Annotated in this window: 18 protein-coding genes; 1 reads left to right on the top strand and 17 read right to left on the bottom strand. The window is 45.6% G+C overall.

Annotation, left to right across the window (positions count from 1 at the left end):
* The 17 genes from FEM55_RS06775 to flxA all read right to left on the bottom strand — a co-directional run bounded on the left by FEM55_RS06775 (window position 1) and on the right by flxA (window position 15,402).
* Complete coding sequence (locus FEM55_RS06775; protein WP_229209110.1) at window positions 1–2,247, bottom strand: sodium-translocating pyrophosphatase; 2,247 nt, start codon at window positions 2,245–2,247, stop codon at window positions 1–3.
* Window positions 2,248–2,493: 246 nt separating this feature from the next.
* Window positions 2,494–3,684 (bottom strand): DUF2062 domain-containing protein, encoded by a 1,191-nt coding sequence (locus FEM55_RS06780; RefSeq protein ID WP_138280519.1) that lies wholly within the window; start codon window positions 3,682–3,684, stop codon window positions 2,494–2,496.
* Between the two features lie 64 nt (window positions 3,685–3,748).
* A complete protein-coding gene (locus FEM55_RS06785) occupies window positions 3,749–4,105 on the bottom strand; it encodes an ApeI family dehydratase (RefSeq protein WP_138280520.1) in 357 nt (118 codons plus the stop codon).
* Between the two features lie 18 nt (window positions 4,106–4,123).
* The gene (gene lolA2 / locus FEM55_RS06790; protein ID WP_229209111.1) at window positions 4,124–4,750 is read right to left on the bottom strand and encodes a flexirubin biosynthesis/transport protein LolA2; all 627 of its coding nucleotides are present in this window, start codon (window positions 4,748–4,750) and stop codon (window positions 4,124–4,126) included.
* The gene (locus tag FEM55_RS06795; protein ID WP_138280522.1) at window positions 4,743–5,513 is read right to left on the bottom strand and encodes a polysaccharide deacetylase family protein; all 771 of its coding nucleotides are present in this window, start codon (window positions 5,511–5,513) and stop codon (window positions 4,743–4,745) included. The genes lolA2 and FEM55_RS06795 overlap by 8 nt, the downstream gene beginning before the upstream one ends.
* Window positions 5,503–6,468, bottom strand: a complete 966-nt coding sequence (locus tag FEM55_RS06800) for a beta-ketoacyl synthase chain length factor (protein WP_229209112.1) — start codon at window positions 6,466–6,468, stop codon at window positions 5,503–5,505. Before FEM55_RS06800 ends, FEM55_RS06795 begins: the two co-directional genes overlap by 11 nt.
* A 53-nt stretch (window positions 6,469–6,521) precedes the next feature.
* Window positions 6,522–7,706 (bottom strand): beta-ketoacyl-[acyl-carrier-protein] synthase family protein, encoded by a 1,185-nt coding sequence (locus FEM55_RS06805; RefSeq protein ID WP_138280524.1) that lies wholly within the window; start codon window positions 7,704–7,706, stop codon window positions 6,522–6,524.
* A 17-nt stretch (window positions 7,707–7,723) separates the two neighbouring features.
* Window positions 7,724–7,981, bottom strand: coding sequence for a phosphopantetheine-binding protein (locus FEM55_RS06810; protein WP_138280525.1), 258 nt, complete (start codon window positions 7,979–7,981; stop codon window positions 7,724–7,726).
* A gap of 2 nt (window positions 7,982–7,983) precedes the next feature.
* Window positions 7,984–8,634: a hypothetical protein gene (locus FEM55_RS06815; RefSeq protein WP_138280526.1), complete on the bottom strand. Its 651-nt coding sequence runs from the start codon at window positions 8,632–8,634 to the stop codon at window positions 7,984–7,986.
* The gene (locus FEM55_RS06820; protein ID WP_229209113.1) at window positions 8,631–9,641 is read right to left on the bottom strand and encodes a beta-ketoacyl synthase N-terminal-like domain-containing protein; all 1,011 of its coding nucleotides are present in this window, start codon (window positions 9,639–9,641) and stop codon (window positions 8,631–8,633) included. The genes FEM55_RS06815 and FEM55_RS06820 overlap by 4 nt, the downstream gene beginning before the upstream one ends.
* Before the next feature lie 93 nt (window positions 9,642–9,734).
* Window positions 9,735–10,154 carry an acyl-CoA thioesterase gene (locus FEM55_RS06825; protein WP_138280528.1) on the bottom strand — a complete coding sequence of 140 codons (420 nt, stop codon included), beginning with the start codon at window positions 10,152–10,154 and terminating at the stop codon, window positions 9,735–9,737.
* A gap of 20 nt (window positions 10,155–10,174) precedes the next feature.
* Window positions 10,175–10,594: a hotdog family protein gene (locus FEM55_RS06830; RefSeq protein ID WP_138280529.1), complete on the bottom strand. Its 420-nt coding sequence runs from the start codon at window positions 10,592–10,594 to the stop codon at window positions 10,175–10,177.
* Entirely contained in the window at window positions 10,594–11,460 is an 867-nt protein-coding gene (locus FEM55_RS06835) for a lysophospholipid acyltransferase family protein (RefSeq protein WP_138280530.1), read from the bottom strand. Before FEM55_RS06835 ends, FEM55_RS06830 begins: the two co-directional genes overlap by 1 nt.
* Before the next feature lie 3 nt (window positions 11,461–11,463).
* Window positions 11,464–11,709 (bottom strand): phosphopantetheine-binding protein, encoded by a 246-nt coding sequence (locus FEM55_RS06840; protein ID WP_171036487.1) that lies wholly within the window; start codon window positions 11,707–11,709, stop codon window positions 11,464–11,466.
* A gap of 217 nt (window positions 11,710–11,926) precedes the next feature.
* Window positions 11,927–13,144 (bottom strand): beta-ketoacyl-[acyl-carrier-protein] synthase family protein, encoded by a 1,218-nt coding sequence (locus tag FEM55_RS06845; protein ID WP_138280532.1) that lies wholly within the window; start codon window positions 13,142–13,144, stop codon window positions 11,927–11,929.
* Window positions 13,145–13,876 carry a flexirubin biosynthesis SDR family reductase FlxB gene (flxB, locus tag FEM55_RS06850; RefSeq protein ID WP_138280533.1) on the bottom strand — a complete coding sequence of 244 codons (732 nt, stop codon included), beginning with the start codon at window positions 13,874–13,876 and terminating at the stop codon, window positions 13,145–13,147.
* On the bottom strand, window positions 13,873–15,402 hold the full coding sequence (gene flxA / locus FEM55_RS06855) for a flexirubin biosynthesis tyrosine ammonia-lyase FlxA (RefSeq protein ID WP_138280534.1): 1,530 nt from the start codon (window positions 15,400–15,402) through the stop codon (window positions 13,873–13,875). The genes flxB and flxA overlap by 4 nt, the downstream gene beginning before the upstream one ends.
* Window positions 15,403–15,545: 143 nt before the next feature.
* Here flxA and FEM55_RS06860 point away from each other — a divergent pair, with 143 nt between their 5' ends.
* The gene (locus FEM55_RS06860) at window positions 15,546–19,397 is read left to right on the top strand and encodes a trifunctional MMPL family transporter/lysophospholipid acyltransferase/class I SAM-dependent methyltransferase (protein ID WP_138280535.1); all 3,852 of its coding nucleotides are present in this window, start codon (window positions 15,546–15,548) and stop codon (window positions 19,395–19,397) included.

Genomic DNA, 19,397 nt, shown 5'->3' on the forward strand with positions numbered 1-19,397 from the left:
TTATGGATGCTGCAAACGGTTTTTCGCAAGCTGCACGGCATATTCAGCGGTTTCTGCTTTACCGGTTTCTGCCGGTTTATATTTTTCCACCTTTTCAATCTTATGCATTTCATTAATTAAACGGCCTGACTCCGTGTTTTCCACCGCAATGTGCGGTGCAATGACGAGTGAGACTATGGACATCAGTTTGATCAGGATATTCATGGACGGACCCGAAGTATCTTTGAAAGGATCACCGACAGTATCGCCCGTAACCGCAGCTTTATGCGGCTCCGACTTTTTATAGTAAGTAACGCCATTGATAACCGCTCCTTTTTCAAAGGATTTTTTGGCATTGTCCCAGGCGCCTCCGGCATTGTTTTGGAAAATTCCCATCAGAACGCCTGAAACAGTAACGCCGGCCAGCGTTCCGCCCAGCACTTCAGGCCCGAAAATAAATCCTACGATCACGGGAACAATCAGGGCGATCAATCCCGGAGCAACCATTTCACGTATAGAAGCCTGTGTAGAAATGGCGACACATTTATCGTATTCAGGCTTTGCCGTTCCTTCCATGATGCCGGGGATTTCACGAAACTGACGGCGGACTTCCTCAACCATTTTCATGGCCGCGCGGCCAACCGCCGCTATGGCCAGCGAAGAAAATATGAACGGGATCATAGCGCCTACAAACAAACCGGCGAGCACGTTGGCCTTGTAAATATCGATGGAATTAATTCCCGCCACACCGCAGAATGCTGCAAAAAGGGCCAGTGACGTAAGTGCCGCAGAAGCAATGGCAAAGCCTTTTCCCGAAGCGGCAGTCGTATTTCCCACCGCGTCCAGAATATCTGTACGGCCGCGTACTTCTTCCGGCAGATAAGCCATTTCTGCAATTCCTCCGGCATTGTCGGCAATGGGACCGAACGCATCGATGGCCAGCTGCATGGCCGTTGTAGCCATCATGCCGGCAGCTGCAATGGCCACACCGTACAATCCTGCAAATTCGTAGCTGATAAATATCCCGGCAGCCAGCACAAGCGTCGGAATAACCGTTGATTCCATGCCCACAGAAAGTCCGCCGATGATGTTTGTCGCATGTCCGGTTGAAGACTGATTAACAATGGACTGAACCGGGCGTTTTCCCATAGCGGTATAATATTCCGTAACCGTTGACATAATGGCACCGACAATGGAACCCAGTAAAATAGCCCAGAAAACATCTATTGCCGTAAAATCAACACCTCTGATCGTGAGCGTGCCTTCGGGCAGCATCCATAAAGTAAGCGGATAACTTGCGATAAGTACAATAATAATGGAGCCCCAGTTGCCGCGGTTCAACGCAGCCTGCACATTGCCTTCATCGTTACTGACGCGTACGAGCAGCATTCCGATGATGGATGCAATAAGCCCGATGCCGGCAATGACCATCGGCAGCAAAATCGGTGAGATACCGCCGAAGTTATCCATCGATTCGGAAATGATTTCACGACCTAAAACCATCGTCGCCAATATCGTCGCCACATAGGAACCAAACAGATCGGCGCCCATTCCGGCAACGTCGCCCACGTTATCGCCCACGTTGTCGGCAATCGTTGCGGGGTTGCGCGGGTCATCTTCCGGAATGCCGGCTTCCACCTTGCCGACAAGATCCGCACCTACGTCAGCTGCTTTCGTATAAATGCCGCCTCCAACACGCGCAAACAATGCAATGGATTCGGCTCCCAGTGAAAAACCGGCCAGTACTTCCAGTACTTTTTCCATGCCCAGCCCGTTTACATCGCTGCCGTCGGTTACAAAAACAGAGTATAAAATGATAAACAAGCCGCCAAGTCCGATTACGGCAAGACTGGCAACGCCGATCCCCATTACCGAACCGCCTGTAAATGAAACTTCCAGCGCTTTGGTCAGACTGGAACGGGCGGCCTGCGTGGTGCGAACATTGGATTTGGTGGCTATGTTCATTCCGATGTAGCCGGCAAATGCAGAAACAAACGCGCCGATTACGAAAGATATGCCGATAAATGCACTGGAATTTTCAACAAGTGTGCCTGAATAACCTAACAAAATACTGACTATAATACCGAATACAATGAGCACGCGCCATTCGGCTTTCAGGAAAGCCAGCGCACCGTCTGCAATGGCGTCCGATATATTTTTCATTTCCGGGCTTCCGGCATCCTGACGGACAACCCAGCCTCTTTTGAAGAACATCACCAGCAAGCCTACAAGGCCAAGTGCCGGCACCAGATAAGTAATGTTACTCATACGCTATTCAGAATTTGATTAAAGGTTTTATAATTCTCGTAAATATAGAGAATGGGACCTCATATCAAAGTCACAAACGGCTTATTTTAGATTAATTCGTATAGATTTTATAAAATTTTCCAGAAAGATTGTAGTCCAAAAAGGACTGGCATGCTACAAAGAACTTAGAACCAATGATTTATAACTTTTAACTTCATTAAACAACGAATATCAATTTAGAACGATATAATTGTTATAAATACAGAATTACTTGTTAAAACCAGTAAAATCAACCGTTTTTTCTTTCTTTCTCGTAACGGATAAAAGCAGGTAAGTAATCAGAAACCCGAGTATGCCTGCAACAACGGCGAGCAGTGCACCGCCGATAAAATATTGTAAAAAATTAACGTGGACGGATTCGGGCGTGAGATTTCTGAAACTGTTCAGCTGCGTACCATTTTTGTAAAACAGGCCTCCGAATTTGTAGCTTCCGAAAATAATAAACGGTATGACCGGCGGAATGCTGATGTGGGCCGCTGCCAGAAAAAGGACTTTGTTCATTTTGAAATAAACCGCAAGTGGAATCCCGATCAGCAGCTGAAATCCCCAGACCGGGAAAATTCCCATGAAAAAACCAAACCCTACCGAACGGGCTTTACTGAGATTGGATTCTTCAGGTTTTACAGCTTCATGCCGGATGATATTCCAGAGCCCTTTCTTTTTTACACGGATAAAGATTCTTTTGGGCAGATAATACAGCAAAGTAAGGATCACAAACCATGTGTTCAGGATGCTGATCCGGGTAAAATCAATGAACGGCCGGAAATGTGTTACCCTTTCTTTTTTGTCATAAATCACATGAATATGAATCGGAACGACCGGAACATTTTGCCATGCCATTTTCACGATCACTTCAATTTCTGTTTCAAAACGGGTAGTAAACAAGCGTATTTCCCGAAGTGGTTCCAGCGGGTACAGGCGGTAACCCGTCTGCGTATCCGGCAAAGTCAGGCCGGTTTCGACTTTATACCAGAAATTTGAAAATTTGTTTCCAAACGAACTTTTTCCCGGCACGCCTTCCTGCTCCATATCCCGCGAACCCATTATCAGCGCACCCGGATGCTGGCTGGCGGCTTCTGTAAAAAGCGGAATATCCGAAGGAAGATGCTGTCCGTCCGAGTCAATCGAGATAGCGTTTGCATAACCCAGTCTTATGGCTTCCCGGAATCCCTTCCGCAGCGAATAGCCTTTTCCGGAATTGCGGGCATTGTTCAGAATGATGATTCTGGAAGCAAATTCCGCCAGAATCCTTTCCGTTTCATCCGTCGAGCCGTCGTTGACAATGATAACATCTTGTCCGTCTGAATACCTCAGAACCTCAGCAATGACATTCCGGATTGTTTTCGAATTGTTGTAAGTCGGGACAATGATACAGCAATGGATATCCTTAAGGGTCATTTTAGAGATGGATTGGTCTGGAAAAACGGACAATTCGCATCCAAATGTAAGCACACTGATGACTTTACAGATAAGTTGCCTGCACTTTAAAAAAAATCGTTTCGCCGGATTCCGCGCTTGCAGTCACTTCAATAGTTTCCGAAATACGCCATTTTATATGGATTTGTATCCGCGGGTTTTCCACGGGATTCAATATGTGAAGGAACTTGCATGTACGCAGCGTATCAAGCCTGATATTTTTATGAAGATGCTGTTCCAGCAATTCCTTTGCAATCTGAAGCTGTACAACGCCCGGCGTCACCGGCATACCCGGAAAATGTCCCTGATACAAGCGATGCGAAGCATTCAGCCTGATTTCAGAAATCAGTTCATCTTCCAAGCAGTTAAAATTCAGGATGTTATATAGATCGTTCAGAAACATGCAAGGATCGGATCACACTTATAAGTTTTGAAAAATGTTGTCGTTCAAAGGCTGATTTATTTTCTCATTCTGGAATTTCATGATGCTTTTGTCGCCGTTCTTCTCGAAAAAGGAAAGCTCTTTCAGACGCATCGTATTTCTGGAAAATACCAGCTTTACATTGGCATAAATGTTTTTCAGACGACGGTTAACGGGCGTAAGCACAACCATATACTGATCTTCGCTTTCCATACAGCTTTGTGCAAAAGCCTTGTTCTGCTGAAAGTCGCCGTTGACAAGCCCGATCATCAGTTCCTTGATCTGGCCGGCCATTTTGCCCGCCTGCCCTACTTTCTTTTCTTTCTCGCCTTCCTGAATCCTAAGATTGTCGTCGCTGATCAGAATGACGTATTTCGTTGGAAGTTTTTGTTCCCAGCGCATTTTATCCTTCTTTTTATAATAGAATACGCCGGACGAACGCTCCGGTTCTTTCAAAACTGACAGGTATTTTTCTTCGGAGAAAGAGGCCTGAATGGATGAAGTCGTTTCAGAAGCTTTTCGCAGCTCCTGCAGAATTTTGTCGGGCTGGGCGGCAGGTTTAAAGTTCTGGGCATGCAGCTGAAAAAACCCTGAACAGATCAGTAAAAAAGGAAATAACCTATCCATTTTCATAAGGTTCTTTCTGAATAAGTTTGGAAAGCGATTCAATGCGGATTCCCTTCTGCCGGCAATGTTCAATGACATCTTCCAGCGAATCAGCCGTTACGCTCCGGTTATCGTGCAGCAAAATAATATGTCCGGTTTCAACTTCAGAAATGATCTTGTTGATGATCTGATATTTGTTTTCCGCTTTGGTGTCGAGGCTGCGCAAAGACCAACCGATGGAATTCAGTCCGAGCTCTTTCAGAGCGGTTGCATACCTCGGATTGGTAACACCGAACGGCGGCCGGAAAAACAAAGGCTTTTTACCAAGGATATCGGCGATAACCGCATTGCATTTCAAAAGTTCGGCCTTCAGCTTCTGGGTTGAGAAAAATGCCGTAAAATAATGGTGATTAAACGTATGATTGGCAACAATGTGACCTTCTTTATCCATTTGCCGCAGCAGTTCAGGATATTTTTCCGCTTTTTTACCGATCACAAAAAATGCAGCCTTGATGTCTTTTTCTTTCAGAATCTGCAGAATTTTCGGTGTGGTATCCGGATCAGGGCCGTCGTCAAATGTAAGTGCAATGGCATTTCTTTTACCATAATTAATAGATCTGAGAAAGTAGTTTGTCTGAATATGAAAGGAACCGTAAGCGGTCAGACCCAGATATAACAGTACGATCATCGCAAAGACGATCAGAACAAGTCCTGTTTCCCAGAATATGATTCCACTCAGGGCAAAAACAGTAATGGCGGTAAAGGTTACAATATTATGCTTCAACGGATTGTACGAGAATAAGACCCAGATTATGCTGAATCAATGAATTACAAATCAGAATATTCTTTATTGATCGTGTGTGCTGCATTTGGTCAGCGGCCATATGCAAGGCAAAGGCCGATGCCGTCGGATAAATGCCCGAGTATTTCATATAATCCAAAACAGGAAGGTTTTTCATCTTCAAAAGTGACTGAAAATCCTTTTCTCCATCTTCCGTTCCGGCGACGGAACCCGCATATAAAATCAGATCCAGATCGTCCGGATTTACATTGTTTCTGTCCAGAAACGCCGTAATTTGTTCCGGTATGTTCTTCACAAGGCCTAGTGCTTCTGCATCTTTAATTCCGGCCAACGTTTGATCCGACTTTTCAGCAGAAAGTATAAAAAATGATGCCCCGGAAGTAAGTCCGCAATCGGATTGGATATTTAACTGCGCTGAAATTTCGTCCAGCAAGGCGATATGCTCATCCGCAGCACCGACGAGTATGTGTTTTTCGCCTTCATCAATCAGCAGCATGGCGTCCAGCAAAGCATTCTCGAAAGATATGGAATTCTGCGTATGCGTCATGTTATAGCCGTGATTTCCAAGACTCAGCGAAATCTGTCCGGCCATGGTATTATGCGTAGACTGGATAAACGAGGTCGGAGGCAACAAACCTTTGACCGTTAAGGCGTTGTTCAGAAACTTTTCCGTATCCAGCAGGCAGCCCAATCCCGTTCCGACCACAATGGCATCCGGCTGTTCAATTCCGCCTTGTTTCAGGCAATCGCCGGAACAGGCAACGGACATACGGAGTATTTTACTCATTCTGCGCAGCAAGCCGGGTTCAATGTATTCTTTGTAATCAGGATTAATCAGTGCAGAACCGGCATGCAGCGGCTCGATAACGCCGGAAAAACCGGCATTCCGAAACGCAGGCTGATGTGAAATCGTGGAAGCGGCAGAAATGTAATACAAGTATGTAATGCTTAAATGTTTGGGATTTCTGTTAGCGGAAAGATAGAAAATGATTATGCATGATCTGAAAAAACCAGTGAAGAATTGTTTCCGCCGAAGCCGAAAGAGTTGGAAAGCACCGCATGAACCGGCTTTTCTGTCTGCATAATCGTGACCGGTTCAAGTCCGGTTTCCATTATCGGAGTTCTGAAATGGATATTGGGATAAATCAGCTGGTTCTGAATGGCGAGAACGGAAAAAATGGCTTCAATGGCGCCGGCAGCTGCGAGCGTATGGCCTGTAAACGATTTGGTTGAGCTGAATGCGGGCACCTGATCACCAAATACATTTATCAACGCAACAGATTCCGAAAGATCATTGTTTTTTGTACCGGTTCCATGTGCATTGATGTACGAAATCTGTGACAGACTGATACCGGATTTTTCTATTGCTTTCTGCATAGCGAGTGTTGCGCCTTTTCCTTCCGGCGAAGAAGCCGTCTGGTGATAAGCATCCGCTGCATTTGCCCAGCCGTTCAGAAAAGCCAGCGTTTTGTTACCGGAAAAGCGGATGCTTTTTTCATTTTCAAGCAGCAGAAATGCGGCCCCTTCTCCAAGGTTCAGTCCTTCCCGGGATGCGTCAAACGGCCGGCACCATTGTTCGTCGTAAATCATCAGCGAGCGAAAACCGTTTACGGTAAAATTCGTCAGCGCGTCTGCTCCGCCAACCAGAACCCGGTCCAGTTTTCCCTGCATCAGCAATCTTGCCCCGAGCATTATGGCATTCGCGCCGGACGAACAAGCCGTAGAAAGCGTGTTCATGTAGCCCGAAATTCTCAGCTCTGCGGCAATATGTTCCGTTGTGCTTCCGCTGTCATGCGCTTTGAGCATTGCAAAATCCGCATCCGTTCCGTTCAGATATGCCTGATAAAACTGTTCGCTGAGATCCATTCCGCCAACCGAGGTTGCGGAAATAATGCCCGTTCTGATCTGATCGTGATGCTTTGCGCTTCCATATGCCTCCCGCGCAGCTTTCAGGCCAAGCAAGGTAGTACGCGAGATATATTGGCTTTTCGTTTGTAATTCCTTTTTTAAAACCGGATTTGTTGCTTTAACCGCCCCGGCCATAAACATCTTATCCTCATCCGGAAACGAGAACGGCATAATGCCGGTTCTGCTTTCTTTTAAGGCAAGCAGATTTTCCTGAACACCTAGTCCGATGGCAGAAACGATTCCGATCCCGGTTATGCGCACACTCATGGATAATTCGGGTAAAATCAGTTTTGTCGTTTGCGAATGTACTCGGCCATCGAATTGACTGACCTGAAAACTTCCTTGCCTTCCTCCGGTTTTGTTACCTGGATGCCGTGGTATTTTTCAAGCAGCACAATGAGTTCCAGCGCATCAATCGAATCCAGACCAAGACCTTTGTCGCTGAACAGCAAAGTGTTGTCGTCAATATCAGCCGGTGTAATTTCTTCCAGATTGAGCTGCTCGATCAGTTGCCTTTTAAGTTCTTCCTTTAAATCATCCATGACTAGTAGTAATAATTGGCGTTAATTTCAGTTTTATGAAAATTGCCTTCAAAGGCAATTTTTGACAAGGTATTTGTGGTCAGTTCAAACCTGCTTTCACCTTCTTTTTCAATCAGAAACGTAAAAACATCAATTTGGTTTCCTGCTATCTCATGCCAGCTGCAAAGTACTGCTTCCGAACCTGCCGAAAGCAATAGATTACAATGATTTATATAAAACTCCGCATCAAATGCAGGCAAAACGGCAAACAGGCTTTCTCCGTACCATTTGTTGAGAATGGCAATTTCACCCATGACGATATTAGGCAAAGTATACACAAACAGCGACGGACTCGGCGTACCGTTCTGATAAGCATGAACAAATTTCTGATCCGTTTCGGCGCTGCCTGACCTGTTGGCAAAAAGCATTGCTATTTCGTCATCCTTATACTTTCCGGCAAATTGCGGATTAGCCCGTTTGATCAGTTCCGAAGTCAGGAATCCAGCCTGCGAAAGCACGTCCATCTTGTGAAATTTGGGATAAACGAATTCCTGTTCCTTGTAAATTTGCCTGAACCACGGGTCGCCGGAATTCTTGTCACGCCTGCAGATCGTTTCTCCGTTGACTGCACAGCTGTTTTCCTGCAGATGGCCGTATGCCGTTATGAAATTCATATGCTTCTGATGATAAGGGAAGCATTTCCGCCTCCGAAGCCCGATGCCGTTTTCAGAATAGTTTCAGGATTGGCAACCGTGTTTCCGGAAACTATGTTCAATGCTTTCGAAGTGCCTTGCTCTTGAAAACCAAGGCTTTTAAACAAAATACCGTTTCGGATCATTTGCATGGAAGCTGCTGTTTCAATAATACCCGCCGCGCCAAGCGTGTGTCCGAAATAGCCTTTCAGACTGTTTAACGGAATGTTACTCATACCCAGACGGTCAAAAGCAATGGATTCCATTTCGTCATTAAACACCGTTGCCGTTCCATGCGCCGATATAAAATCCAGTTCATCTGCTGTAATTCCGTTTTTTTCCATCGTTTTCTTGACGCTACGGAAAAGCCCCTCGCCGGTTCTCGAAGGTCCGGAAATATGATTGGCATCGTTGGCAGTCGTGCCGGCAAGCAATTGCAAAGAAGGATTTCTAAAAATATGTTCAGAAGCTGAAACGACAACTGCGCCGCAGCCCTCGCCGATTGAAATTCCGTTCCGCGCGGCATCAAACGGCCTGCACGGCGCGTCACCCATGGCAAAAAGCGATTGGAAACCGTAAACAACAAAGTCTGAAAGCACATCGCAGCCAATTACAACGGCATGGTCGTAAAGTCTGGCCCGGATCAGATGATGCGCCGTATTGATGGCAACGATTCCCGAAATACAGGCATTTGAAATAACAATCGGACGATTTGCAAGACTGAATTTCTGCTGGACCGCCGAAACCGCTGCATTGAAAGGATCTTTTATCTGCTCCGGATCCCCTTTGGTTGAACTGATTATGAATATAGTCCGTGCCGAAAGCAACACAGCGTCGTCTATTTCATTCTTAATCGTTTCAATGGCTTGTATGATCAGTCGCGTAAATTTCCCCTGACCGTCCGGATCATTGATTTTTGATAAAAAAAGACTTTTATGGTCGAAACCTGCATCTGCGATCAGAGAAATCCCGGAACGGTTCGCGATCATTGCCGTGCAGTTTTCTTCTGTGGTTTTTCCTAATGGGCTAATTATCAACTCCGCACCGATGTAGGTCATTTCCAGTTGCAGTAAAATGGATTTTTATTTACCAACTCCGTTTTTTTCTTTCCAGTTTCTGTAAAAATCCGGTGTGACCAGTTCCAGCGTCCGCGTTTCCTTGTTCAGAAAAACCTGCATGGTTTTGCCAATTGCACTGATTTCGCCCGTTGTAAGATTGATTACTTCATACTCAAAGAGCAACTTGGCCGATTTTGCCGGAATATAGCGCGTTACAACTTGAATAACCTGCCCGTAATAAACCGGTGACTTATGCTCGATTTCCGACTTGACGATGGGCGTAAAATAACCGTTATCAAAAATGGTCAGATATTCCAGCCCGTATTCTTTTCCGAAAGCTTCGCGCCCGTCCTCAAAAAATTTCAGGTAGTTCCCATGCCAGACAACGCCCATGGCGTCGGTTTCACTAAATCGTACATCAATCCTGATTTCGGAGGTAATCATGTTTTTTGAATCATTGAAAATTACTGCGAAACCACAATTTTCATTTCGCAACGGAGCAATTTACGTCCGTCCTGCCAGTTCTCACCTTTTACAAGATAGATGTTTTCCAGCTGGTGCAACGGATTTACAACCGTAACAATGCCGGAATTTACTGCCGGAAGTTCGTATACTTTTAATTTGGTAATGGCACCTATAAAACCCATCCGCGGAATTTCACGATTTTCCGCATCCAGATAGCTGAACGCGGCGGCGCAGGTTTGTGCAATGTTTTCAATCAGTCCGGTTTCCTGAAAAAAGCCGTTTTGCGCCAGCATGTTATCACTATTTATAAAAAAGTCCGACTCGAAGGTTTCCTTTGTTGCAAGCAGCAGATTATCAATCATGATAAAAGGCTCCCGGTGCGGAATCCAGCTTTCCATGACATTTCTGGCGATCAGCATCAATTGAAAAAGTTGAAATAGTTAAACCATTGTTCGGGGTACTGCCTTACTTTCTTCTCCAGTTCCGCCACGTACAACTTTGCAATAACCTCCGGTTTCAGCTTTTCGGTAATCGGCAACGTTGCGCTCAGATGATAACTGTACTTGCCGTTTTTGGCTGCGAATACAAAAGTCACCGGTGCCTCGAATTTGGATGCAATGACAAACGGCCCGTACGGAAATTTTGCTTTTTTACCCAGAAAATCCAGCTCTATGTATTTGGCACCGTCCAGATAACGGTCGCAGTGAATGGCAATGAACTCGTTGCCGAGCAATGCATTGCGAATGGAAATAATATGCGACAGATCGTCTTTGATGGCAATGACCTTGAAATGCGAACCGCCCGTTGAAAGATCCATGTACTGCTTGATACTTTCCACTTCTGCATCGAGCATTACAATATTGATGGCGGAAGCAACCCGTCCTTTCAGCAGATTCCCTGCCGTTTCCCAGTTACCGAGATGTGCGCTGAGCAGTATTCCGCCTTTTCCCGCATCCCGTATATCCAGCAAATATTGCTCATTTTCAAAGGTATGGACAAATTTCTCGTTTTTACCGAGCAGAAAAGCAGCACGGTCCACAAGGGTCTGCCCGAAAACATAGAAATTTTTACGGGCAAGCAATTTTGCTTTAATGGACGGAATCTGAAGTCCGTTCTGATAGAAATCAAGCAGCGCATTTCTGGGCTTGGCAGCCATCAGAAAGTAATAACCTGTAACGATACGCAGCAGGCGGTATGCAAAATCAATCCCGAGGGAATTAATAAAGAACAGAAATATTTTATAACCCGCAAGTGATCCTCTTGTCTTCCCGTCCCAACGGCTCATAAGTTACAGGGCGAGTTTCTTGCGGACGAGCTTGAAAAAATCACCAAAAGTGACAATTTCCTTAAAATCTTCTCCTGTAATCTTGATATTCAGATTTTCCTCAATCAGCACGACAAGATCAACGTAATCAAGGCTGTCCAGATCCAGTGTGTCTTTCAGGTTATTTTCAGGAAGAATAAGATTTCGGTCTATCTCAAATTCCTCGGACAAAAAATCACGGGTTTCTTCAATAACTTCTTCCCAATTCATTTTTACATCATTAATATACATGGCTACAAAATTAATTTATTCCTGCTGATAGTTTAAAATTTCCGGATTATTAAAATGATAATTTCTGATATAATTGTACCCTTTAAACTGCAGACTGAATCAATTTACATGTTTTCAGTATAAAACAAAAATACATCTTTTTCACGGCAGGCCATTGCCGATTACGAAATGGCACGATAACCACGGGTGACGAATGTTAAACTTTCTTCAAAATAAGCGTAGAATTTGTTCCTCCGAAACCAAAGGAATTTGATAAAAAGCAATTGATATGCTGCTCTCTGGTTTCTGGAATGATGTTGATCCGCGCGGAGTCTTCATCCGGATTTTCAAAATTAATGTTGGGCGCAATAAACGAATGCTGCATCATGAGTATGGAATAAACGATTTCACTCGCTCCGGCCATCCAGCATTCGTGCCCCGTCATGGATTTGGTTGAACTTACCGGAACGTCCGCTCCGAAAACGTCATATATGGCCTTTGCCTCGCTGCCGTCGCCAACGACCGTGGAAGTAGCATGAGCGTTGATGTAATCAATTTCATTCGTTGTAACCTGCGCCTGTTTCAGTGCCATTTTCAGCGAGCGGATCTGGCCGTCCACATTGGGATTTGAAATATGGTCGCCGTTGGAAGAAAATCCGTAACCGATCAGTTCGGCGAGGATCGGCGCACCTCTTTTCACAGCGGCTTCATACGATTCGAGGATAACGGTGGCGGCCCCGCCGCTCGGGATCAGGCCATCGCGATCTTTGTCAAACGGCCTTGAAGCTTTCTGCGGTTCCGATTCCCGGACTGAAAATGTTCCCAGACCGTCAAAGCTGGCCATGGAAGAAGGATTGATTTCCTGCGCGCCGCCGCAGATGACTCTTTCCTGCAATCCCTGACTGATCATCAGATAACCCATGCCAATGGAATGCGAACCCGAAGCACATGCGGCACTCAGCGTAAAATTGATGCCTTTCAGCTTGAAAATAGTAGACAGATTCATGTTCACCGTGCTGTTCATATTTTGAAATATGGCACCGCTTCCAATGAGCGTCGTATCCTTTTTTTCCTTTGCCCTGTCAACAGCTTCAATAATGGAAGCAGCCGTGCTGTCATTTCCGAAAATAATGCCCGTTTCCGATTTTTCAAGAAAATCAATGTCCAGCCCCGACATATCAAGCGCTTCTTTCGTGGCTACATACGCATATACGGCGGGCTGGTGCATGCCAAGCCGCTGCCTTCTGGAAAGCTGGTTTTTGAGATCCGGCTCCTGAACCATTCCCGTCAGCGCGGAACGGAAACCAAAATCCTTCCGCTGCTGATCAAAAATAATCCCGCTTTTGCCGGCATACAATGACTGGGTTACCTCGCCCGTGTTCTGGCCAAGGCAGGAATAAATCCCGATTCCGGTAACAACAACTCGCTGACTCATTTATGAATAAATCCCTCCGTTAATATTGATTACTTCTCCTGTAATATAACCTGCTTTGTCCGAAACCAGAAAACTGACCAGATGCGCCACTTCCTCGGCGCTTCCGAACCGGTTCATCGGAACCATCTGTTTGAGTTCGTCCTCGTTCAGGTCTTTGGTCATGTCACTGGCTATAAAACCCGGCGCAACAGCATTTACCGTAATTTTCCGCTTGGCCACTTCCTGCGCCAAAGCTTTGGTCGCTGCAATCATGGCCCCTTTTGCCGCAGAATAATTGGTTTGTCCCGCAACGCCTTTCAGCCCGGACAATGATGCGATATTGACAACCCGGCCGGATCGTTTCCGCAGCATTTGCTGAATGACATGCTGTGTAACGTTATAAAACCCTTTTACTGATATATTCATGACGTCGTCCCAGTCATTTTCCGGCATCCACATCAACAAACCGTCGCGCGTAATGCCGGCATTATTCACCAGAACGCTGATGAACTTGTCATTGTTTTTTTCCTTCCAGTCATTCAGTGCGGCGTCCACTTCCGTTTTTACCTGCACGTTGAAATGGATGATTTCACCTTGGCCACCGTTTGAGGCGATAGCAGCCAGCGTTTCTTCGGCAGCTTGCAGGTTAGAAGCATAATTCACCAGCATGTACAATCCGTGATCTATCGCTAACTGAACGGCAATGGCTCTGCCCAATCCTCTTGAAGCACCGGTTACCAATGCACAGTTCATAATTTAAACGGGTTTTCTTTGATGTAATCACAAACTGCCGCTATATTTTCCGCCTGCGGCTTATCTTCTTTTATAAAATAGGCCTTTTCACGAATCTGTTTATAAACCGATTTGGCATTCGGAGAAAGTTTATCCATTTCCTCAGTATGCAGCAAATCGATTGCCTGACAAATCGCCATGATGTGAATGGCCATTACCTGAAATGAATTTTCCAGAACCTGCCGCGCAAGCACGGCACTGTTTGTTCCCATGCTTACAATATCCTGATTATCATTGTTGTTCGGTATACTGTGAACGTAAACCGAACCGGATAACGCCTGATTTTCCGCCGTGGTGGAAGTGGCCGTAAACTGTATTCCCTGAAATCCGAAATTAAGGCCCCAGGTTCCGGCATTGAGGAAAGGCGGAAATTTGCCGTTCAGTTTGCTGTTCATCAAGAAATTAAGCTGGCGTTCGGCCAGCATGGAAAGTTTGGTCAGAACGATTTTAACCTTGTCCATTTCCAGTGAAATATAATCCCCGTGAAAATTGCCGCCATGGAAAACATTGTTGGCTTCTATGCTGACAACCGGATTGTCATTGGCTGAATTCAATTCGTTTTCAACCACTTCCTGCGCATAATGAATGGTATCCAGAATGGGCCCAAGAATTTGCGGAACACAGCGGATGGAGTAATATTCCTGAATTTTACGGTCAAATTCCTTGCGCTGCATGGCCGTATCGTCTTTGAAAAGTTCTTCGCGGCTGCGTATAAGCCTGCTGCCGGCGACAAAATCACGCATTTGCTGCGCTACAAGCTGCTGACCTTTATGGTGTTTTACAGCATTGAGCTCTTTTGAAAACGAATCGTCAAATGCTTCCACGATTTCGTTCAGCATGGAAGATGCCGCAATGGCCCATTGGAAAAGCCGCTTGGCATATATCAGGTTTACAGCCGCTATGCCGGTCATGCAGGAAGTTCCGTTGATCAGGCCGAGGCCGTCACGCAATTCCATTCTGAGCGGCTCCAATCCTTTTTTTGCCAGCACTTCGGCCGTTTTAGTACGGATTCCGGCTTCATAAACGTACCCTTCACCGATCAGATTAAGCCCTAAGTGCGACAACTGCACCAGATCGCCGCTTGCGCCTACGCTTCCGTGTTCAAAGATTTCAGGGACGATTCCTTTGTTCAAAAACAAAACCAGCTGCTGGATTACACCCGTACTGATGCCGGAACTGGCCTGTAAAAAGGAATTCAGCCGGGCAACCATGACGCTGCGGGCATACGTTTCATTCAGCGGCTTTCCCGTTCCGCTGGAATGGCTGCGGATCAGGTTATATTGCAGCTGGTTCAGTTTGTCGCTTTCAATCCGGTACTGCGCCATCGGCCCGAAACCCGTATTGATCCCGTAGATAATTTTGTCTGTGGAGAAATCGGTTAGAAAATGGAACGATTCCGAAACTTTGCCGAGCACGTCTTCGGCCAAGATAAATTCCTTCTTTTCAAAAGCATACTGCTCAATCTGATCTAAGGAAATATGATTCATTTAAGGATGGCTAATTAAATATCTGTAAAATAAATCTTTTTTGACGGTTTTGACAAGCCGTAAAGCGGCACTTTCCTTGTAACAGCAAGTTGTCAGATCTTCACAATTTTGTAATTTTGCTTCACATCCACGTTCCCGTTTCAATGATCGGAGATTTACTTGTAAGGCTGAACAAATTCCTTTCCTCTTACAAAACGGCCTTTTTTCTTGGGCTGATTTTTCTTACCGGTTTTCTGCTTGTCGGGATTTCGCGTTTAAAAGTAACGGAAAGTATTTTTGCCACCTTGCCGAAAGGTAAAAGCTTCGAAGAATTCAATCAGCTGGTCGAAAGCAAGAACATCATCAATCAGATCGTATTTTCTGTTGACATTCCGGCTGAAACCACAACCGACGATGCGCGCGCTCTTGCAGAAGCTTTTTCGGATTCGTTACGAAGATACACCAAAGGTTACATCAGAAATATTCAGGCCGAGCGGCCCGATGTTCAGGAAGATGTTTATCAGTATGCGTTCACGCATTTTTCCCAGCTTATCGATACTTCCTATTATGCGCATATCCGTTCCAGGCTGATTCCCGACACGATCCGCTCGGCTGTAAAATCTACTTACAACCAGCTTCTGACGCCCGGCGGCACTTTTTTGAAACAATTCATTATCAACGATCCGCTCGGCATTACGGGAAAATATTTCCGGGAACTGAATGACGTCAGTAACAGCAGCCGAATTGTGATGGAAGACGGAATCATGTTCAGCAGCGACCGCAAACAGTTGCTGATTCTGGCTTCCACAAGTTTTGATTCCGGCGATTCCGAAAAAAATGTGGAACTGTTCAACCTGACCGAAGCATTCAGATCGAAATGGAACCGACAAAGCCGGTTGAATCATTTCAGTTATTTCGGCACTTTCGAGATAGCTGCCCGGAATGCAATTCAGGTCAAAAAGGATTCCTACCTTACGGCATTCATTGCGCTTGCAGGCATACTGCTTTTACTTGTTGTTTATTACCGCAAGCTGCTGATTCCGGTTTACATTATCCTGCCCGGGTTGTTCGGGGGTGTTTTTGCACTTGGAATCACCGGCTATTTTCGTCCGGATATTTCCGGCATTTCACTGGCAACCGGCGCGGTCATCTTCGGGATTTTGCTGGATTATGCTTTTCATTTTTTTACACACCTGCGGCATACCCGGAATATTCAGCTGGCGATCCGGGAAGTAAGCGGGCCTTTGCTTACGGGAAGTTTTACAACGGTTATGGCATTCAGTGCGCTGCATTTTGCCAACTCGGCCGTATTGCAGGATTTCGGCTTTTTCTCTTCTTTAAGCTTGCTTGGTGCAGCGCTTTTTACGCTCATTGTTTTACCGGTCATCCTTTCGTCTTTTTCATTCGATTACCATAAGATTCCGCAGGAAAAACAATCATTCCGCTTTCCGCAAATAAATTCCAGATCCCGTTCTGTCATTCTCGGCATAATTGCTTTGCTCACGCTGGTTTTCCTTTATTTCGCTCAGTTTACAACTTTTGACAGCAGCCTCGAAAACCTCAGCATCCAGAATGAAGACCTGAAAAACCGCGAAGAAGCACTTACCGGAATCAATCCGAGAACGGAAAAGAGGATTTATGTTTTTGCAGCAAACCAGTCCGACGAAACGGCACAAAATATCAATTACACTGTTTATCAGAAACTGAAAGCATTGAAGCAAAGTAATAAAATCAGCAGTTTTGTTTCGTCAGGACTGTTCCTGATTCCGGAAAGTCTGAGAAGGCAGCGCAGCAGAGAATGGTATGCATTCTGGAATTTCAGGCAGAAAGAAACGACATACAGCATTCTGGACCGGGCTGCGGCAAAAAACGGTTTTAACGCGTATGCGTTCAATGATTTTAAAGACTGGATTGCAGGCCAGCATCAGAATGCGATTTCGCTGGATACGCTTTTTCAGGAAACAGGAATTGGTAACCTGATCGACTCCGGAGCATCGGGAACAACTTACATTTCCACGCTGATCGTTCCTCAAAACCAGCTTGCGCATGTCAAAAAGGAACTGCGCTCTGTCAACGGCGCCGTGGTATTTGACCGTGGCGAACTGGCCGGTGAACTGCTTACGCTGGTAAAAGACGACTTCAATTACCTGTTGCTCGTTTCTGCCTCCATTGTGTTCTTTACGTTATTGATTGTGTACGGAAGAATCGAACTGACGATTTTGTCTTTTCTGCCGATGGTCATAAGCTGGATCTGGATTCTCGGGATTGCGGCTTTGCTGGATATTAAATTCAATTTTGTCAATGTCATTGTCACGACCTTTATTTTCGGGCTTGGCGATGATTTCAGTATTTTTGTAACAGACGGGCTGCTGAGTAAATACAAGTACGGAAAAGACACACTCCGCTCCTATCAGTCGGCCATTGTGTTATCCGCAACCACTACAATCATCGGTACCGGCGTGCTGATTTTTGCCGAGCACCCGGCCATCCACTCCATTGCGCTCATCAGCGTGCTGGGCATTGTATGCATTCTGTTTATTTCCTTTGTTTTTCAACCCGTTTTGTTCGATTATTTCGTCCAGAACCGCATTTCGAAAAAAAGGGCGCCGGTGACCATGCTACCCTTTCTGATCAGTATTTCAAGTTTTACCTATTTTGTGGCCGGCTGTTTCTTCTTGCAGTTCCAGCTCCTGCTCATTTTGCTGCTGCCGGTTCCGGGCAAAAAGAAAAGGGAAATGATCAACCGTTCGCTTTCATTCTATGCCAGGACCGTCATTTATTCCGGGCCGCATGTAAAAAAGAACATCTCAGGGCTTGAAAACCTTCAACCGGCCCAGCCCGTTATTTTCATCGCCAATCATACTTCTTTTCTGGATATTCTGCTGACCATCATGCTGAACCCGAAAATCGTGCTGATGGTGAAAGGCTGGGTTTACAATTCTCCTTTTTTCGGTCCGATAATCCGGCATGCGGGTTATGTCTATACCGAAAACGGGCCGGAAGAAAACCTTGAAAAAGTAAAAGAACTGGTGGCAGACGGCTATTCACTGCTGATTTTCCCCGAAGGCACGCGTTCAGAAGATGGTAAAATCGGAAGGTTTCATAAAGGCGCTTTTCATCTTGCCGAACAGCTTGGCCTTGACATACAGCCTATTCTCATTCACGGCGCTTCCGAAGTTCTGCCAAAAGGCGATTTCCTGATCCGTTCCGGTGCATTGAACGTGCGCGTGCTTCCGCGCATTCATTTTCAGAACCCGAAATGGGGCACACAACTTCGGGATAAAACCAAATCCGTTGCGGCTTATTTCAAGTCGGAATTTGCTTCCTATCAGCAGGAAATGGAAAATCCGGCGTATATGAAGCATAAAGTATTCACCAATTATGTCTTCAAAGGGCCGGTTCTGGAATGGTATTTCAAGATCAAATGGAAGCTGGAAAGCCGGAACTATGCTTTTTATAACGAGCTTGTTGCAGACAAAAAACGCATTCTGGATATCGGCTGCGGGTACGGCTATCTTTCCTTTTACCTGCATTATAAAAACGAAGAAAGACAAATTACCGGAATGGATTATGATGAAGAAAAAATCCTGATTGCCCGGAACAGCTACAACAAAACGGAAAATCTGAAATTTGAATTTCAGGATGTGATGTCTGCCATTTTTGACAAATGCGATGTCATTTTCCTGAATGACGTCCTGCATTATTTATCCGGCGAAAAACAGCTTATCTTACTGGAACGCTGTGCATCGGCACTGAATGCAGACGGCATTATTTTCATCCGGGACGGTATTGCGGACAACAAGCAGAAACACAGAAATACTCAGGCAACTGAAGCATTGTCAACAGGAATTTTTTCATTCAATAAAAAAGAAAATCCGTTCCATTTCTTTACTTCCGGAGACATCCGGACATTTGCCGAAAAGCACAGGCTGAGCTGTGAAATGCACGAACATTCCAGCAGTACGTCCAATGTGCTGTTCATTCTGAAACGGCGGCAGCAACAGACTGCCGATTAA

The organism is Dyadobacter sediminis, from assembly GCF_005860765.1.
GTDB lineage: Bacteria > Bacteroidota > Bacteroidia > Cytophagales > Spirosomataceae > Dyadobacter > Dyadobacter sediminis.

Excerpts from the sequence above, each read along its gene's own strand:
- FEM55_RS06775 (WP_229209110.1), bottom strand. The coding sequence starts at position 2,247 with ATGAGTAACATTACTTATCTGGTGCCGGCACTTGGCCTTGTAGGCTTG.
- FEM55_RS06780 (WP_138280519.1), bottom strand. The coding sequence starts at position 3,684 with ATGACCCTTAAGGATATCCATTGCTGTATCATTGTCCCGACTTACAAC.
- FEM55_RS06785 (WP_138280520.1), bottom strand. The coding sequence starts at position 4,105 with ATGTTTCTGAACGATCTATATAACATCCTGAATTTTAACTGCTTGGAA.
- lolA2 (WP_229209111.1), bottom strand. The coding sequence starts at position 4,750 with ATGGATAGGTTATTTCCTTTTTTACTGATCTGTTCAGGGTTTTTTCAG.
- FEM55_RS06805 (WP_138280524.1), bottom strand. The coding sequence starts at position 7,706 with ATGAGTGTGCGCATAACCGGGATCGGAATCGTTTCTGCCATCGGACTA.
- FEM55_RS06810 (WP_138280525.1), bottom strand. The coding sequence starts at position 7,981 with ATGGATGATTTAAAGGAAGAACTTAAAAGGCAACTGATCGAGCAGCTC.
- FEM55_RS06815 (WP_138280526.1), bottom strand. The coding sequence starts at position 8,634 with ATGAATTTCATAACGGCATACGGCCATCTGCAGGAAAACAGCTGTGCA.
- FEM55_RS06820 (WP_229209113.1), bottom strand. The coding sequence starts at position 9,641 with ATGATCGCGAACCGTTCCGGGATTTCTCTGATCGCAGATGCAGGTTTC.
- FEM55_RS06825 (WP_138280528.1), bottom strand. The coding sequence starts at position 10,154 with ATGATTACCTCCGAAATCAGGATTGATGTACGATTTAGTGAAACCGAC.
- FEM55_RS06830 (WP_138280529.1), bottom strand. The coding sequence starts at position 10,594 with ATGCTGATCGCCAGAAATGTCATGGAAAGCTGGATTCCGCACCGGGAG.
- FEM55_RS06835 (WP_138280530.1), bottom strand. The coding sequence starts at position 11,460 with ATGAGCCGTTGGGACGGGAAGACAAGAGGATCACTTGCGGGTTATAAA.
- FEM55_RS06840 (WP_171036487.1), bottom strand. The coding sequence starts at position 11,709 with ATGAATTGGGAAGAAGTTATTGAAGAAACCCGTGATTTTTTGTCCGAG.
- FEM55_RS06845 (WP_138280532.1), bottom strand. The coding sequence starts at position 13,144 with ATGAGTCAGCGAGTTGTTGTTACCGGAATCGGGATTTATTCCTGCCTT.
- flxB (WP_138280533.1), bottom strand. The coding sequence starts at position 13,876 with ATGAACTGTGCATTGGTAACCGGTGCTTCAAGAGGATTGGGCAGAGCC.
- flxA (WP_138280534.1), bottom strand. The coding sequence starts at position 15,402 with ATGAATCATATTTCCTTAGATCAGATTGAGCAGTATGCTTTTGAAAAG.
- FEM55_RS06860 (WP_138280535.1), top strand. The coding sequence starts at position 15,546 with ATGATCGGAGATTTACTTGTAAGGCTGAACAAATTCCTTTCCTCTTAC.